At 67.4% G+C, this 16,082-nt stretch carries 12 protein-coding genes; 7 read left to right on the plus strand and 5 right to left on the minus strand.

Annotation, left to right across the window (positions count from 1 at the left end; translation table 11 throughout):
- Window positions 1-26: 26 nt before the first annotated feature.
- Genes BLS50_RS11520 through BLS50_RS11530 form a run of 3 tightly spaced genes read left to right on the plus strand, consistent with a single transcriptional unit; the run spans window position 27 to window position 6,040 of the window.
- Complete coding sequence (locus BLS50_RS11520) at window positions 27-1,301, plus strand: efflux RND transporter periplasmic adaptor subunit (protein ID WP_011546093.1); 1,275 nt, start codon at window positions 27-29, stop codon at window positions 1,299-1,301.
- Between the two features lie 15 nt (window positions 1,302-1,316).
- On the plus strand, window positions 1,317-4,517 hold the full coding sequence (gene bpeB / locus BLS50_RS11525) for an efflux RND transporter permease BpeB (RefSeq protein WP_011546092.1): 3,201 nt from the start codon (window positions 1,317-1,319) through the stop codon (window positions 4,515-4,517).
- On the plus strand, window positions 4,517-6,040 hold the full coding sequence (locus BLS50_RS11530; protein WP_074802247.1) for an efflux transporter outer membrane subunit: 1,524 nt from the start codon (window positions 4,517-4,519) through the stop codon (window positions 6,038-6,040). The genes bpeB and BLS50_RS11530 overlap by 1 nt, the downstream gene beginning before the upstream one ends.
- Before the next feature lie 194 nt (window positions 6,041-6,234).
- On the opposite strand, the gene BLS50_RS11535 is transcribed toward BLS50_RS11530, so the two are convergent.
- Window positions 6,235-7,611 (minus strand): nucleobase:cation symporter-2 family protein, encoded by a 1,377-nt coding sequence (locus tag BLS50_RS11535; protein ID WP_011546090.1) that lies wholly within the window; start codon window positions 7,609-7,611, stop codon window positions 6,235-6,237.
- A gap of 439 nt (window positions 7,612-8,050) precedes the next feature.
- On the opposite strand from BLS50_RS11535, the gene BLS50_RS11540 reads away from it, so the two are divergent.
- From BLS50_RS11540 to fghA, 3 genes are all read left to right on the plus strand, one after another.
- Window positions 8,051-9,502: a xylulokinase gene (locus BLS50_RS11540; RefSeq protein WP_069233077.1), complete on the plus strand. Its 1,452-nt coding sequence runs from the start codon at window positions 8,051-8,053 to the stop codon at window positions 9,500-9,502.
- A gap of 213 nt (window positions 9,503-9,715) precedes the next feature.
- On the plus strand, window positions 9,716-10,822 hold the full coding sequence (locus tag BLS50_RS11545; protein ID WP_006483756.1) for an S-(hydroxymethyl)glutathione dehydrogenase/class III alcohol dehydrogenase: 1,107 nt from the start codon (window positions 9,716-9,718) through the stop codon (window positions 10,820-10,822).
- Window positions 10,823-10,837: 15 nt separating this feature from the next.
- Window positions 10,838-11,686, plus strand: coding sequence for an S-formylglutathione hydrolase (gene fghA / locus BLS50_RS11550; protein ID WP_027809324.1), 849 nt, complete (start codon window positions 10,838-10,840; stop codon window positions 11,684-11,686).
- A gap of 128 nt (window positions 11,687-11,814) precedes the next feature.
- On the opposite strand, the gene BLS50_RS11555 is transcribed toward fghA, so the two are convergent.
- The 4 genes from BLS50_RS11555 to BLS50_RS11570 are packed head-to-tail and all read right to left on the minus strand — an operon-like array spanning window position 11,815 to window position 14,917.
- Window positions 11,815-12,597 (minus strand): metal ABC transporter permease, encoded by a 783-nt coding sequence (locus BLS50_RS11555; protein WP_027810962.1) that lies wholly within the window; start codon window positions 12,595-12,597, stop codon window positions 11,815-11,817.
- Window positions 12,590-13,480 carry an ABC transporter ATP-binding protein gene (locus tag BLS50_RS11560; RefSeq protein WP_012329132.1) on the minus strand — a complete coding sequence of 297 codons (891 nt, stop codon included), beginning with the start codon at window positions 13,478-13,480 and terminating at the stop codon, window positions 12,590-12,592. Before BLS50_RS11560 ends, BLS50_RS11555 begins: the two co-directional genes overlap by 8 nt.
- Window positions 13,481-13,497: 17 nt before the next feature.
- Window positions 13,498-14,409, minus strand: coding sequence for a metal ABC transporter solute-binding protein (locus tag BLS50_RS11565; protein WP_074802248.1), 912 nt, complete (start codon window positions 14,407-14,409; stop codon window positions 13,498-13,500).
- Window positions 14,410-14,455: 46 nt separating this feature from the next.
- Window positions 14,456-14,917 carry a Fur family transcriptional regulator gene (locus BLS50_RS11570; protein WP_011546084.1) on the minus strand — a complete coding sequence of 154 codons (462 nt, stop codon included), beginning with the start codon at window positions 14,915-14,917 and terminating at the stop codon, window positions 14,456-14,458.
- Between the two features lie 337 nt (window positions 14,918-15,254).
- Here BLS50_RS11570 and BLS50_RS11575 point away from each other — a divergent pair, with 337 nt between their 5' ends.
- Complete coding sequence (locus BLS50_RS11575) at window positions 15,255-16,031, plus strand: L-iditol 2-dehydrogenase (protein WP_012329130.1); 777 nt, start codon at window positions 15,255-15,257, stop codon at window positions 16,029-16,031.
- Window positions 16,032-16,082 lie beyond the last annotated feature (51 nt).

Here is a 16,082-nt window from a genome sequence, read left to right on the forward strand (position 1 = left end):
CATTGGTTATACACAGAGGTCGCTCCATGCGCGTCGAACGGGTTCCATACCGCTTAATCACTGTCGCGACGGCCGCCGTTTTCCTGGCCGCGTGCGGGAAAAAAGAATCGGCACCGCCGCCGCAAACGCCGGAAGTTGGCGTCGTCACCGTCCAGCCGCAAGCCGTACCGGTCTTCACCGACCTGCCGGGCCGCACCAGTGCATTCCTCGTCGCGCAAGTCCGCGCGCGGGTCGACGGCATCGTGCTGCGCCGTGAATTCACCGAAGGCACCGACGTCAAGGCCGGTCAGCGCCTCTACAAGATCGATCCGGCGCCGTACATCGCGGCGCTGAACAGCGCGAAGGCGACGCTCGCGAAGGCGCAGGCGAACCTCGTCACGCAGAACGCGCTGGTCGCGCGCTACAAGGTGCTGGTGGCCGCGAACGCGGTCAGCAAGCAGGACTACGACAACGCGGTCGCCACCCAAGGCCAGGCCGCGGCGGACGTCGCGGCCGGCAAGGCGGCGGTCGATACCGCGCAGATCAACCTCGGCTATACGGATGTCGTGTCGCCGATCAGCGGCCGCGTCGGCATCTCGCAAGTGACGCCGGGCGCATACGTGCAGGCGAGCCAGGCGACGCTGATGTCGACCGTGCAGCAGCTCGATCCGGTGTACGTCGACCTCACGCAGTCGAGCCTCGAAGGGCTGAAGCTGCGCCAGGACGTGCAGAGCGGCCGCCTGAAGACGAGCGGCCCGGGCGCGGCCAAGGTGTCGCTGATCCTCGAGGACGGCAAGACCTACTCGGAGCCGGGCAAGCTGCAGTTCTCGGACGTGACGGTCGACCAGACCACCGGCTCGGTGACGATCCGCGCGGTGTTCCCGAACCCGGGCCGCGTGCTGCTGCCGGGCATGTTCGTGCGCGCACGGATCGAGGAAGGCGTGAACGAGAACGCGTTCCTGGTGCCGCAGATCGGCGTCACGCATGACCAGAAGGGGCAGGCGATCGCGATGGTGGTGAACGCCAGCAACAAGGTCGAGCCGCGTCCGCTGAAGACCACCGGCATGCAAGGCCAGAACTGGATCGTCGAAGGCGGTCTGCAGGCGGGCGATCACGTGATCGTGCAGGGCGTCGACAAGGTGCGCCCCGGCGCGACCGTGAAGACCGTCGCCGCGCAGCTCGCCCCGGCGGCCGATGCCGCCTCGGGTGCCGCTGCCCCCGCCGCGCCGGCCGCTGCCGGGTCCGGCGCCGCTGCCGCTTCCGGTGCCGCCGCATCGGGCGCCGCGCCGGCGAGTGCTGCCGCCGCGTCGAGCGCGCAATAACAGGGAGCCTGTTTCATGGCAAAGTTTTTTATCGATCGCCCGATCTTCGCGTGGGTGATCGCCATCATCCTGATGCTGGCCGGGGTCGCGGCGATCTTCACGCTGCCGATCTCGCAGTATCCGACGATCGCGCCGCCATCGATCCAGATCACCGCGAACTATCCGGGCGCTTCCGCGAAGACGGTGGAAGACACGGTGACGCAGGTGATCGAGCAGCAGATGAGCGGTCTCGACAACTTCCTGTACATGTCGTCGACGAGTGACGACTCGGGCAACGCAACGATCACGCTGACCTTCGCGCCGGGCACCAACGCCGACATCGCGCAGGTTCAGGTGCAGAACAAGCTGTCGCTCGCGACGCCGGTTCTGCCGCAGGTCGTGCAGCAGCTCGGTCTGTCGGTCACGAAGTCGAGCAGCAGCTTCCTGCTGGTGCTCGCCTTCAACTCCGAAGACGGCAGCATGAACAAGTACGACCTCGCGAACTTCGTGGCGTCGCACGTGAAGGACCCGATCAGCCGGCTGAACGGCGTCGGTACCGTCACGCTGTTCGGCTCGCAGTACGCGATGCGGATCTGGCTCGACCCGAACCGCCTGACCAACTACGGCCTCACGCCGGTCGACGTCAGCTCGGCGATCACCGCGCAGAACGTGCAGATCGCGGGCGGCCAGATCGGCGGCACGCCGGCCACGCCGGGCACCGTGCTGCAGGCGACGATCACCGAATCGACGCTGCTGCAGACGCCCGAGCAGTTCGGCAACATCCTGCTGAAGGTCAACCAGGACGGCTCGCAGGTTCGCCTGAAGGACGTCGCGCAGATCGGCCTCGGCGGCGAAAACTACAACTTCGACACGAAGTACAACGGTCAGCCGACCGCGGCACTCGGTATCCAGCTCGCGACCAACGCGAACGCGCTCGCGACCGCGAAGGCCGTACGCGCGAAGATCGACGAGCTCGCACCGTTCTTCCCGCACGGCCTCGTCGTGAAGTATCCGTACGACACGACGCCGTTCGTGAAGCTGTCGATCGAGGAAGTGGTCAAGACGCTGCTCGAAGGTATCGTGCTCGTGTTCCTCGTGATGTATCTGTTCCTGCAGAACCTGCGGGCGACGATCATCCCGACGATCGCGGTGCCGGTCGTGCTGCTCGGGACGTTCGCGATCATGTCGATGGTCGGCTTCTCGATCAACACGCTGTCGATGTTCGGCCTCGTGCTCGCGATCGGCCTGCTGGTCGACGATGCGATCGTGGTGGTCGAGAACGTCGAGCGCGTGATGGCGGAAGAGGGGCTGTCGCCGAAGGAGGCGACCCGCAAGGCGATGGGCCAGATCACCGGCGCACTCGTCGGCGTGGCGCTCGTGCTGTCGGCGGTGTTCGTGCCGGTGGCGTTCTCCGGCGGCTCGGTCGGTGCGATCTATCGTCAGTTCTCGCTGACGATCGTGTCGGCGATGGTGCTGTCGGTGCTGGTCGCGTTGATTCTGACGCCGGCACTGTGCGCGACGATCCTCAAGCCGATCCCGCAAGGGCATCACGAAGAGAAGAAGGGCTTCTTCGGCTGGTTCAACCGCACGTTCAACAACAGCCGCGACAAGTACCACGTCGGCGTGCACCACGTGATCAAGCGCTCGGGCCGCTGGCTCATCATCTATCTGGTCGTGATCGTCGCGGTCGGGCTGCTGTTCGTGCGCCTGCCGAAGTCGTTCCTGCCCGATGAAGACCAGGGCCTGATGTTCGTGATCGTGCAGACGCCGTCGGGCTCGACGCAGGAAACGACCGCGAAGACGCTCGCGAACATTTCCGACTACCTGCTGAAGGACGAGAAGGAAATCGTCGAATCGGCGTTCACGGTCAACGGCTTCAGCTTCGCGGGTCGCGGCCAGAACTCGGGTCTCGTGTTCGTGCGCCTGAAGGACTACTCGCAGCGCCAGCATGCGAACCAGAAGGTGCAGGCGCTGATCGGCCGGATGTTCGGGCGTTACGGGAGCTACAAGGACGCGCTCGTGATCCCGTTCAACCCGCCGTCGATTCCCGAACTCGGCACGGCCGCCGGCTTCGACTTCGAGCTGACGGACAACGCCGGTCTCGGCCACGACGCGCTGATGGCGGCACGTAACCAGCTGCTCGGGATGGCGTCGAAGGATCCGACGCTGCAGGGTGTCCGTCCGAACGGCCTGAACGATACGCCGCAGTACAAGGTCAACATCGACCGCGAGAAGGCGAATGCGCTGGGCGTGACGGCGGATGCGATCGACCAGACGTTCTCGATCGCATGGGCGTCGAAGTACGTGAACAACTTCCTCGATACCGACGGCCGGATCAAGAAGGTGTACGTGCAGGCCGATGCGCCGTTCCGGATGACGCCGGAAGACATGAACATCTGGTATGTGCGCAACGGGTCGGGCGGGATGGTGCCGTTCAGCGCGTTCTCGACCGGTCACTGGACGTACGGTTCGCCGAAGCTCGAGCGCTACAACGGCGTGTCGGCGATGGAAATCCAGGGTCAGGCCGCACCGGGCAAGTCGACCGGTCAGGCGATGGCCGCGATGGAAACGCTCGCGAAGAAGCTGCCGGTCGGCATCGGCTATTCGTGGACGGGCCTGTCGTTCCAGGAAATCCAGTCCGGTTCGCAGGCGCCGATCCTGTACGCGATCTCGATCCTCGTCGTGTTCCTGTGTCTGGCGGCACTGTATGAAAGCTGGTCGATTCCGTTCTCGGTGATCATGGTCGTGCCGCTCGGCGTGATCGGTGCGCTGCTCGCGGCCACGATGCGCGGCCTCGAGAACGACGTGTTCTTCCAGGTCGGCCTGCTGACCACCGTGGGCTTGTCCGCGAAGAACGCGATTCTGATCGTCGAGTTCGCGCGCGAACTGCAGCAGACGGAGAAGATGGGGCCGATCGAGGCCGCGCTGGAAGCGGCGCGCCTGCGGCTGCGTCCGATCCTGATGACGTCGCTCGCGTTCATTCTCGGCGTGATGCCGCTCGCGATCAGCAACGGCGCGGGTTCGGCCAGCCAGCACGCGATCGGTACGGGCGTGATCGGCGGGATGATCACGGCGACGTTCCTCGCGATCTTCATGATCCCGATGTTCTTCGTGAAGATCCGTGCGATCTTCAGCGGCGAGAAGGAAGACGTCGACGAGGCGCTGCGCCTGGCTCAGGAGCACTCGCACCACGAAGAGAAGCCGGGCAACGGCGACGAAGGCAACAAGGGACAGTGATGATGCAAAAACACGCTTTGACTGCAATCGCAGTCGCGCTCTTTGCCACAGGCTGCACGATGGCGCCGCACTACAAGCGGCCCGATGCACCCGTCGCGCAGGCGTACCCGGCCGGCGGCGTCTACGCGACGCAGCCGGGCGCGGCCGGCGCGCGCAGCGCGAACGGCCAGACGGCGACTGCCATCGGCTGGCGCGAGTTCTTCGTCGATCCGCGCCTGCAGCGGCTGATCGAGATCGCGCTGAAAAACAACCGCGACCTGCGCGTGTCGGTGCTGAACATCGAGGCGGCGCGTGCGCAGTACCAGATCACGCGCGCGGGGCTGTTCCCGACGCTCGACGGTACGGGCACGGGCAGCATCCAGCGTTTCCCGGCTGGTGTATCGCAGACGGGCCAGCCGCTGATCTCGCGCACCTACAACGTCGGACTGTCGGCGTCGTGGGAGCTCGACCTGTTCGGCCGCGTGCAGAGCCTGAAGGATCAGGCGCTCGCGCAATACCTGTCGACCGCGTATGCGCGACAGGCGTCGGAGATCTCGCTGGTGTCGCAGGTGGCCGATCAATACCTGACGCTGCTGTCGACCGATGACCTGCTGAAGGTCACGGAAGACACGCTGAAGACCGCGCAGGCATCGTACGACCTGACCAAGCTGCAGTTCGACAACGGTACGGGCTCGGAGCTCGAGCTGCGTCAGGCGCAGACGGTCGTCGAGACGGCACTCGCGAACCAGCAGGCGCAGGCCCGTGCCCGCGCGCAGGCGCTGAACGCGCTGGTGCTGCTGATCGGCGAGCCGCTGCCGGACGATCTGCCGGCGGGCATGCCGCTTGACGCGCAGAACCTGCTGACGGACGTGCCGGCTGGCCTGCCGTCGGACTTGCTGACGCGTCGTCCTGACGTGATGCAGGCCGAGCAGACGCTGCTGGCCGCGAACGCGAACATCGGCGCGGCGCGCGCGGCGTTCTTTCCGAAGATCTCGCTGACGGGCGCGTTCGGCACCGCGAGCCCGACGCTGGGCGGCCTGTTCAAGGCCGGCACGGCGGCATGGTCATTCGCGCCGAGCATCGCACTGCCGATCTTCGAGGGCGGGCAGAACATCGCGAACCTCGATCTCGCGCACGTGCAGAAGCGCATCGAGATCGCGAACTACGAGAAGGCGATCCAGTCGGCGTTCCGCGAAGTGTCGGATGGCCTCGCCGCACGCGGCACGTACGACCAGCAGATCGCGGCGCTGGAGCGCAACGAGCACGCGCAGCAACGTCGCTTCGACCTGTCGGACCTGCGTTACAAGAACGGCGTCGACAGCTACCTGTCGGTGCTGACCGCGCAGACGGATCTGTACTCGGCACAGCAGTCGCTGATCAGCGCGCGTCTGGCACGCTGGACGAACCTGGTCGATCTGTACCGCGCACTCGGCGGCGGGTGGATCCAGCGTGCAGGCGAAGCACCGCGCGCGCCGGACGCACCGGTCGACTACGACAAGGCGGCTGTTCCGGCGCCCGCGTCGGCAACGGCGACGAACGGGTAAGTGCAAAGAAGCGCAGGCGCGGCTTACCGCGCTTGCACGTCGAACCGGCTGTATGCGGAAACGAGAACGCCACGGACGCAAGTTCGTGGCGTTTTCTTTTGTGTTGTCGAATCGTGCGGGAAATGAAGCAAAACGCCACGGCATGCCGTGGCGTTTTTCGTTACCGCTTCGCGCCATCGTCCGGCGCGGCGCGATCAGTGGTGCACGTCGGCGGGCCGCCCGTCGAAATCGTGTCCCGCGCGCCGAATCTCGCAGCGCGCATCCTTTTCGCCTTTCACACCGTTGAACACGATGTTCAGGATCACGGCCGTGGCCGATGCCAGCAGGATGCCGCTGTGCAGGATCGGTGCGAGCGCGGGCGGCAGCTTCGAGAAGAAGTGCGGCGACACGACCGGCACGAGGCCCATGCCGACGCTCACCGCGACGATGAACAGGTTGTGCGAGTTCTGCACGAAGTCGACCTTCGACAGCACCTTGATGCCGTTCGCGGCGACCATCCCGAACATCACGATGCCTGCGCCGCCGAGCACGAACGGCGGCACCGAGGCAACGACCTGCGCCATCTTCGGGAACAGGCCGAGCAGCACGAGGATCACGCCGCCCGTCGCACACACGAAGCGGCTCTTTACGCCCGTCACGCCGATCAGGCCGACGTTCTGCGAGAACGACGTATGCGGGAACGAGTTGAAGATGCCGCCGATCAGCGTGCCGAGGCCGTCGACGCGCAGGCCGCGCACGAGGCGCTCCTGGTTGACCGGGCGATCGACCATGTCGCCGACCGCGAGGAACATGCCGGTGGATTCGATGAACGTGACGAACATCACCGTGACCATCGTCACGATCGACAGCGGGTCGAAGTGCGGCAGGCCGAAGTGGAACGGCATCACGAAACCGACCCACGGCGCATGCGCGACGCCGTCGGTGTTCACGCGGCCGAGCGCGAAGGCGATCACGAAGCCGGCGACGATGCCGAGCAGCACCGAGATGTTCGCGACGAAACCGCGGCCGAACTTGTTGATCAGCAGGATCAGCGTGAGCACGAGCAGCGACAGGCCGAGATAGACGGGGCTGCCGTACTCGGGGTTGCCGACACCGCCGGCCGCCCAGTTGATGCCCACTTCCATCAGCGACAGCCCGATCACGGCGATCACCGTGCCGACGACCACGGGCGGGAAGAACCGCAGCAGCTTGCCGATCATCGGCGCGAGCACGATGCCGATGATGCCGGCCGCGATGGTCGAACCGAAGATGTCGAGAATGCCGAGGCCGGGGTTCGTGCCGATCGCGATCATCGGGCCGACGGCCGCAAACGTGCAGCCCATGATGACGGGCAGGCGGATCCCGAAGATCCACAGGCCGAGTGTCTGGATCAGCGTGGCGATGCCGCACGAAAACAGATCGGCGCTGATCAGGAACGCGATCTGGTCTTTCGGCAGCTTGAGCGCCGCGCCGACGATAAGCGGCACGGCGACGGCGCCGGCGTACATGACGAGGACGTGTTGCAGGCCAAGCGTTACCAGCTTGCCGGTCGGCAGCACCTCATCGCACGGATGGACCGTGTTCGATTGCATCTGTCTCACTCCATGATCTTGTTTTCGGGGTGATACGAAGTTATTCGGAATGAATCCATGCAACAAGAGCACTGGGTTCTATTCCGTTCTTTGCTGGTTCGATATGCCATTTCGGTATGGAACAGGGGGGCGATCATCGGGAAACTGCCGCGGGAGTGAGGTTCACCGGTTTTATAGCGCTTCAAAATAGCGCCGGCCCCCATGTCAAATATGGCGCGCTTTATGGTGTGTATCGGGTGCGCCGCATAGTGGCAAAAAGCGGTGTGTGGAAATCGCGCCGGGTTAACCCGCGAACGGCCGCTTTTGCGTGCAAGGTGCGGCCCGGTGGAGGGCGCCGATCCGACCGCACTTTCGATGCGTCGAAGCGGCGGCCAAAACCGGGGCGCCCATCGCGATCCCGTTATCATCGACATCCGTTCACACGAATCTCCTTCACGTCATGCGCCTGCTCGGAATCGACCTCGGCACCGGCTCCGTCAAACTCGTCACGCTCGATGCCGACGGCGTCGAGCGCGCGGTCGCGAGCGAACCTTATGCGTTGTCGTCGCCGCAGCCGGGCTGGGCGGAAATCGCGCCCGACGCATGGTGGCAGGCGCTGGTCCGCGCGGCCGCGCGACTGCCGGCCGACGAGCGCGCGCAGGTCGCGGCGATCGGCTTTTCGGGCCAGATGCATGGTGTCGTGCTGATCGATGCGGCGGGCCAGCCGGTGCGGCCCGCGCTGCTGTGGCCGGACACGCGCGCGGTGCGCGAGGCGGACGCGGCTGACTGGGCCGCCGCCGGATCGCCCGTCCCACCGAATCCCGTCGCGCCCGGCATGGCGGGCCCGCTGTTGCGCTGGCTGGCCACGCACGAACCCGACGCGCTGCGCGTCGCGCGCTGGGCCGTGCAGCCGAAGGACTGGCTGCGCATCGCACTGGGCGGCGACGTCGCAGCCGATCCGAGCGACGCGTGCGCAACGGCGCTCGCGACGCCCGACGGCGCGTGGGACAACGCATTGATCGACACGCTCGGCCTGCCTGCCGACCGTTTCGCGCCGGTGCGTGCGTCCACCGCGCGCTGCGGCGTGCTCGGTGCGCAGGCCGCGGCCGCGCTCGGCCTGCCGGCCGGCGTGCCGCTCGCGACGGGCGCGGCCGATACCGCGTGCGCGGCGCTCGGCAGCGGGCTGGCCGCGGCAGGCGACGCGCTGCTGACGACCGGCAGCGGCGGGCAGATCGTCGTGCTCGCGGATACGTTGCCGCCCGCGCGGCGCGGCTTGCATCGCTATCGTGCGGCAGCCGGCGGCGGCTACTACACGATGGCGGCGATGCAGAACGTCGGGCTCGCGCTCGAAGCCGTGCGCGGCTGGCTCGGCTACGCGCGATGGGCCGATGCGTACGACGAAGCGTTCGCGCAGGCGGCGTCCGAACGGCTGTGCTTCCTGCCGTACCTGACCGGCGAGCGTTCGCCGTGGATGAACCCCGATGCGCGCGGCGGCTGGCTCGGCCTCGGGCTCGCCGACACGCGCGGCGCGATGATGCGCGCCGCGTTCGAAGGCGTCGCGTTCGCGTTGCGCGCGGGGCTCGATGCGATCCGCGACGCCGATCGCCGCGACGCGGTAACGACGCTGCGTCTCGCGGGCGGCGGCTCGGTCGATCCGCGCTGGCGCCAGTTGCTCGCCGACGCGCTCGGCGCGTCGCTGCACGCGATCGATTGCCCGAACGCCGCGACGCGCGGCGCCGCGCTGCTCGCAGGCGTCGCGATCGGGCATTGGCGTGAAGGTGCGTTGCGCGCGCTGGCGCCGGGCGCGTCGCCGGTCGCCGCCCCGCACGACGACCGCCTGCTGGCCGCCCGCCACGCGCGCTTCATTGATCTGTACGCCCGCACGGATGCATGGTTCACGACGGGCGTTTAAACTCGAACACTTGTTCTTTTGCGCCAGCGATGACGCATCCTGGCAAGCCGGCGACCGTTTCCCGCACGCGATGCGCGGCGGGAGCGGCCATCATGGCGAGCACGAGATTCTTGCGCCGTGCCACGCGGCACGGCTTCGACCGCTTTGCACGAAACCCCGGCCGGCGCCGCACGCCGGCCCGGGCCGATCTCACCGACACACAGGAGTGACACGATGAAAACGAAAGCCGCGATTGCATGGAAGGCGGGTGCGCCGCTGACGATCGAGGAAGTCGATCTCGAAGGGCCGCGCGCCGGCGAAGTGCTGATCGAAGTGAAGGCGACGGGCATCTGCCACACCGACTACTACACGCTGTCGGGCGCCGATCCGGAAGGGATCTTCCCGGCGATCCTCGGCCATGAAGGCGCGGGCGTGGTGGTCGATGTCGGCCCCGGCGTCGGCACCGTGCGCAAGGGCGACCACGTGATTCCGCTCTACACGCCCGAATGCCGCGAGTGCAAGTTCTGCCTGTCGCGCAAGACCAACCTGTGCCAGAAGATCCGCGCGACGCAAGGCAAGGGCCTGATGCCGGACGCGACGTCGCGCTTCTCGCTCGACGGCAAGCCGCTGTTCCACTACATGGGCACGTCGACGTTCTCGAACTACATCGTCGTGCCGGAGATTGCCGTGGCGAAGGTGCGCGAGGACGCGCCGTTCGACAAGATCTGCTACATCGGCTGCGGCGTGACGACGGGCGTCGGCGCGGTCGTGTACTCGGCGAAGGTCGAGGCCGGTGCGAACGTGGTCGTGTTCGGCCTCGGCGGGATCGGCCTGAACGTGATCCAGGGCGCGAAGATGGTCGGCGCGGACAAGATCATCGGCGTCGACATCAACCCGAAGCGCGTCGAGCTCGCGAAGAAGTTCGGGATGACGCACTTCATCAACCCGAACGAAGTCGAGAACGTCGTCGACCACATCGTGCAGCTGACCGACGGCGGCGCCGATTACTCGTTCGAATGCGTCGGCAACGTGAAGCTGATGCGCCAGGCGCTCGAATGCACGCACAAGGGCTGGGGCCAGTCGTTCATCATCGGCGTGGCGGCGGCGGGCGAGGAGATCAGCACGCGTCCGTTCCAGCTGGTGACGGGCCGCGAGTGGAAGGGCTCGGCGTTCGGCGGCGCGCGCGGGCGCACCGACGTGCCGAAGATCGTCGACTGGTACATGGAAGGCAAGATCAACATCGACGACCTGATCACGCACACGCTGCCGCTCGAACGGATCAACGAAGGCTTCGACCTGATGAAGGCCGGCGAGTCGATCCGCTCGGTCGTGCTGTACTGACCGGAGCGCACCGCCATGCTCGAACTCGTTTCCTCGCATGCGTGCCACGGCGGCGAGCAGCGTTTCTACCGTCACGATTCGGCGGCCATCGGCCTGCCGATGAAGTTTTCGGTGTATCTGCCGCCGCAGGCCGCGCACGGGCGCGTGCCGGCGCTGTTCTATCTCGCCGGGCTCACGTGCACCGACGAGACGTTCGCGATCAAGGCCGGCGCGCAGCAATACGCGGCGCGGCACGGCATCGCACTCGTGATGCCCGACACGAGCCCGCGCGGCGCGGGCGTGCCGGGCGAGACGGATGCGTGGGACTTCGGCGTCGGCGCGGGTTTCTACGTCGATGCGACCGAAGCGCCGTGGTCGACGCATTACCGGATGGAGTCGTACGTGACGGGCGAGCTGCGCGAACTCGTCACGGCCGAGCTGCCGATCGACGGTGCGCGGCTCGGCATCTTCGGCCACTCGATGGGCGGCCACGGGGCGCTGACGCTCGCGTTGCGTCATCCGGGCCTGTACCGGTCGGTGTCGGCGTTCGCGCCGATCGCCGCGCCGACGCGCTGCCCGTGGGGCGAGAAGGCGTTCTCCGGCTATCTCGGCGCCGATCGCGAGACGTGGAAGGCGCACGACGCGAGCGAGCTCGTCGCGCGCGCCGATGCGCCGAAGTTCGCGGACGGCATCCTCGTCGATCAGGGGCTGGCCGATCAGTTCCTCGCGAACCAGCTGAACCCGGACGTATTCGAAGCCGCGTGCGCGAAGGCCGGCCAGCCGCTGACGCTGCGCCGCCATCCGGGCTACGACCACGGCTACTACTTCATCTCGACGTTCATCGCCGATCACGTCGCGCATCACGCGCGCGTGCTGGCGCGGTGAGCCGGAACCGACACACGTCGTGCATATGGCGCGCCGCGACGTAATCGCGGGCGCATGAAAAAACGCCGGCGCTGCCCTCGGGCACGCCGGCGTTTTCATTGGCATCGGGAGGCGATGCGCCGCGCCGATCAGTTGCGCCGCAACAGGCTCGCGCCGTACACGAGCGCCGACAGCGCGGTGATCCAGAAGCTCGTCGGCCAGTCGGTGTGATACGCGAGCACGATGCCGGCCCACGCTTCGAACAGCGCGAACAGCGCGGCGAGCAGCACGCCCGTCGACAGTCGCGTCGATACGTTCTGCGCGGCCGCCGCCGGCCCGACCAGCAGCGTGAACACGAGCAGCACGCCGACGATCTGCGTGGCAGCGGCCACCGCGAGCGCGCACACCGCGAGGAACAGCATCGACACCGTGCGCAGCGACACGCCCTTGGCTTCGGCCAGTTCGGGCTGCAGCGACGCGAACAGCAACGGCCGCGCGATCAGCGCGAGCGCGGCGAGGCTCACCGCGCCGATGCCCGCGAGCACCGCGAGCGTGTCGTGGCTGACCGCGAGCACGTTGCCGAACAGCAATGCGGTGACCTGCGTCGCGAACGACGTGTAGAAGTGCAGGAACAACAAGCCGAAGCCGAGCGCGCCCGACAGGATCACGCCGATCGCGACGTCGCGGCCCGCGAGCTTTTCGCCGAGCGCGCCCATCCCGATTCCGGCCGCGAGCGTGAAGCCGACCATCCCCCAGATCGGCGAGATGCCGAGCAGCACCGCGCCCGTCGCGCCGGTGAAGCCGACGTGCGACAGCGCGTGACCGGCGAAGGTCTGCCCGCGCAGCACCAGGAAATAGCCGACGATGCCCGCGAGCACCGCGACGATCCCCGACGCCGCGAAGGCGTTGATCATGAAGTCGTATTCAAACATCGTGCGAATGCCCGGGATGAGCGTGTCCGTGGTGGTGATGGCCGTGGCCGCCGCCACCGCCGTGCGAATGGCCGTCGTCGTCCTCGTGTTCGTGATCGTGCTTCTCGACTTCGACGTCGCCCGACATCACGAAGATCTTGCCGTTCACGCGCATCACGTCGATCGGCGAGCCGTAGAGCCGCGACAGCACGGGCTTCGTGATCACCTCGTCGACGGTGCCGAGCGCCGCGACGCCGTTGCCGAGATACAGCACGCGGTCGAGCGCGTTCAACAGCGGGTTCAGTTCGTGCGCGGAGAACAGCACGGTGATGCCGAGCTCGCGCTGCACGTTGCGCACGAGTTCGACGACGCCGCGTTGGTGGTTCGGGTCGAGGCTGATCAGCGGCTCGTCGAGCAGCAGCAGCTTCGGATTGCCGAGCAGGCATTGCGCGAGCAGCAGGCGCTGCCGTTCGCCGCCCGACAGTTCGGACAGCGGCCGGCGCGCGAGCGACGGGCCGCCGACGAGGTCGAGCACGCGATCGACGTCGCGGCGCGTGGCCGCGTTCGTGTGCGGCAGGCCCCACCGGTGGCCGTCGGCGGCCATCGCGACGAAGTCGTAACCGCGCATCCGGCGGTTCGCGAGGCCGCTCCTGATCTGCGGCATGTAGCCGATCGACGCGTTGCCGCGCGCGACCGGCACACCGCCGACCGACAGCGTGCCGGCCGACACGGGGACGAGGCCGAGCACCGCGCGCATCAGCGTCGTCTTGCCCGCGCCGTTCGGCCCGAGCACGCCGACGAATTCGCCGGGCTCGATCGAGAAGCTGACGTCGCGCAGGATCGTGCGGCCGCCCAGTTCGAGCGTGACGCGATCGAGTGCGAGTGCGTGGGGAGTGGCGGTCATGGTGTTACGGTGGTCTGTTACTTGTCGGCGGAAAGCGCGGTGCCGAGCGCGTCGAGCTGGCCGCCCATCCATTGCTGGAAGGTCTTGCCGGCCGGCTGCGTCTCGGTGACGCTGACGGTCGGCACGCCGCCGTCGCGCGCGAGCTTCAGCATGCGCTTGGTCATCGGCTCCTCGGCCTGGCTGTTGTAGATCAGCACGCGCACCTGCTTCTTGCGCAGGTCGCCCTCGAACGCGGCGACGTCCTGCGCGCTGGCTTCGGTGTCGTTCATCGTCGCGAGCTGGAAGCGCTGGTTGCGCATGTCGAGGCCGATCGCGTCCGACATATAGCCGAACACGGGCTCGGTGGCCGTCACGGGCACGCCCTTGTACTTCGCGCGCAGTGCGGCGATCTTGTCGTCCACGGGCTTCAGCGATGCGACGAACTTCTGCAGGTTCGCGTCGTATTCGGCCTTGTTCGCCGGGTCGGCGCGGCCGAGCTCGGCCGCGATCGCGCGTGCGGCCGCGGGCATCGTCGCCGGGTCGTACCACAGGTGCGGGTTGTCGCCGGCCTTCTTGCCGACGAGATCGGCGACGACGATCGTCGCGCGCTTCGCCTGTTTCGACGCGCCGAGCAGCTTGCCCATCCACGGATCGTAGTCGGCGCCGTTGTAGATCACGACCTGCGCGTGCTGGAGCGCGCGGGCCGTCTTCGGGCTCGCTTCGAACAGGTGCGGGTCCTGATCCGGATTGCTGAGGATGCTGGTGACCGCGACGTGGCGGCCGCCTATCTGCGACGCGACGTCGCCGTAGAAATTCTCCGCAGCGACGACGTTGACGGTCGCGGCCTGCGCGACCACGGGCGCGGCGAACGACAGCGCGGCGACGGCGGCGGCCAGCCAGCGGACAGGCGACAGGGCGCGCCGCGGCGCGCGCTTCAGGGCAATGGACATGGAACTCCTCGTTGGAAGGGCGGCGCGTACGCCGCGCGATTCGGCGTCAGCGCTGCGCGGGCTTGCGCTTGCAGTGCCCGCACAGGCCGCTCAGCTCGACGACCTGGTGGTGGACTTCGAAACCGTGCGCGGGCTCGCTCGCGGACAACTGCTTCGCGAGGTCGCCGCCGGGAATCTCGACGGTGTCGCCGCACGAATCGCAGATCAGGAACTGGCCTTCGTGCGGCACGCCGATCTCGCAGCAGGCGAAGAACGCGTTCTTCGATTCGATCCGGTGGATGAAGCCGTGCTCGACGAGGAAATCCAGCGCGCGATAGACGGTCGTCGGCGGCACGCGGCCGCGCTGCGGTTCGAGTTCGGCAAGCAGGTCGTACGCGCCGATCGGGCGCTGTGCGGCCAGCACGCGTTCGTAGACCTGGCGGCGTAGCGGCGTCCACGCGAGCCCGTGCTCGGCGGCGAATGCGTCGGCCCGGGACAGCCGGGCGTCAATGGACGATGAGGTAGCCATGGCGTGAAGCAGGGCGATGAAACAAAGTACGGCGATGATATAACGTATCGTCGCGTCGTGCAGCGCGAATTCCGTTTTCCGCCTCGTTCCGTCCACGCTCCGTCCCCTCCATCGTCGATACCACTGCGCCGCATCGTGCGTCTTGCGCCTTGCCGCGCGGGCACGGCGGGGCGTCGTCGTGCGCCGCCGTGCCGCAGCGCGTCATAGAAAGCCGTCACGTCGCCTTGACAGCGCGCATCGCGTATCCGATCATTCGATCACTAACAGAGCAATTGATCGGTAGATGAGCGTTCGCTCACCTCGACCGTCGTGCAACAGAACGAACCGGAGACAGCCAGTGAGACTGGAAGACAAGGTCGCGATCCTGACGGGCGCCGCAAGCGGCATCGGCGAGGCGGTCGCGCAACGCTATCTGGACGAGGGCGCGCGCTGCGTGCTCGTCGACGTGAAGCCGGCAGGCGGCTCGCTCGCGCGGCTGATCGAGGCCAACCCGGGCCGCGCGGTGGCCGTCACGGCCGACGTCACGCGCCGCGACGACATCACGCGGATCGTCGCCACGGCGGTCGAGCGCTTCGGCGGCGTCGACATCCTGTTCAACAACGCGGCGCTGTTCGACATGCGCCCGCTCCTCGACGAATCGTGGGACGTGTTCGACCGGCTGTTCTCGGTCAACGTGAAAGGGCTGTTCTTCCTGATGCAGGCGGTTGCGCAACGGATGGTCGAGCAGGGGCGCGGCGGCAAGATCGTCAACATGTCGTCGCAGGCCGGCCGTCGCGGCGAGGCGCTCGTTTCGCACTACTGCGCGACCAAGGCCGCGGTGATCAGCTATACGCAGTCGGCCGCGCTCGCGCTCGCGCCGCACCGGATCAACGTGAACGGCATCGCGCCGGGCGTGGTCGACACGCCGATGTGGGAGCAGGTCGATGCGCTGTTCGCGCGCTACGAGAACCGGCCGCTCGGCGAGAAGAAGCGGCTCGTCGGTGAAGCCGTGCCGCTCGGCCGCATGGGCGTGCCGGGCGACCTGACGGGCGCCGCGCTGTTCCTCGCGTCGGCCGATGCCGACTACATCACCGCCCAGACGTTGAACGTCGATGGCGGCAACTGGATGAGCTGACGTGGCGCCGCTCGCACGCGCCATCCGCCGGCCGGCCCGCGACGCAGCGGC

It is taken from the genome of Burkholderia orbicola (assembly GCF_900100915.1).
Classification (GTDB): domain Bacteria; phylum Pseudomonadota; class Gammaproteobacteria; order Burkholderiales; family Burkholderiaceae; genus Burkholderia; species Burkholderia orbicola.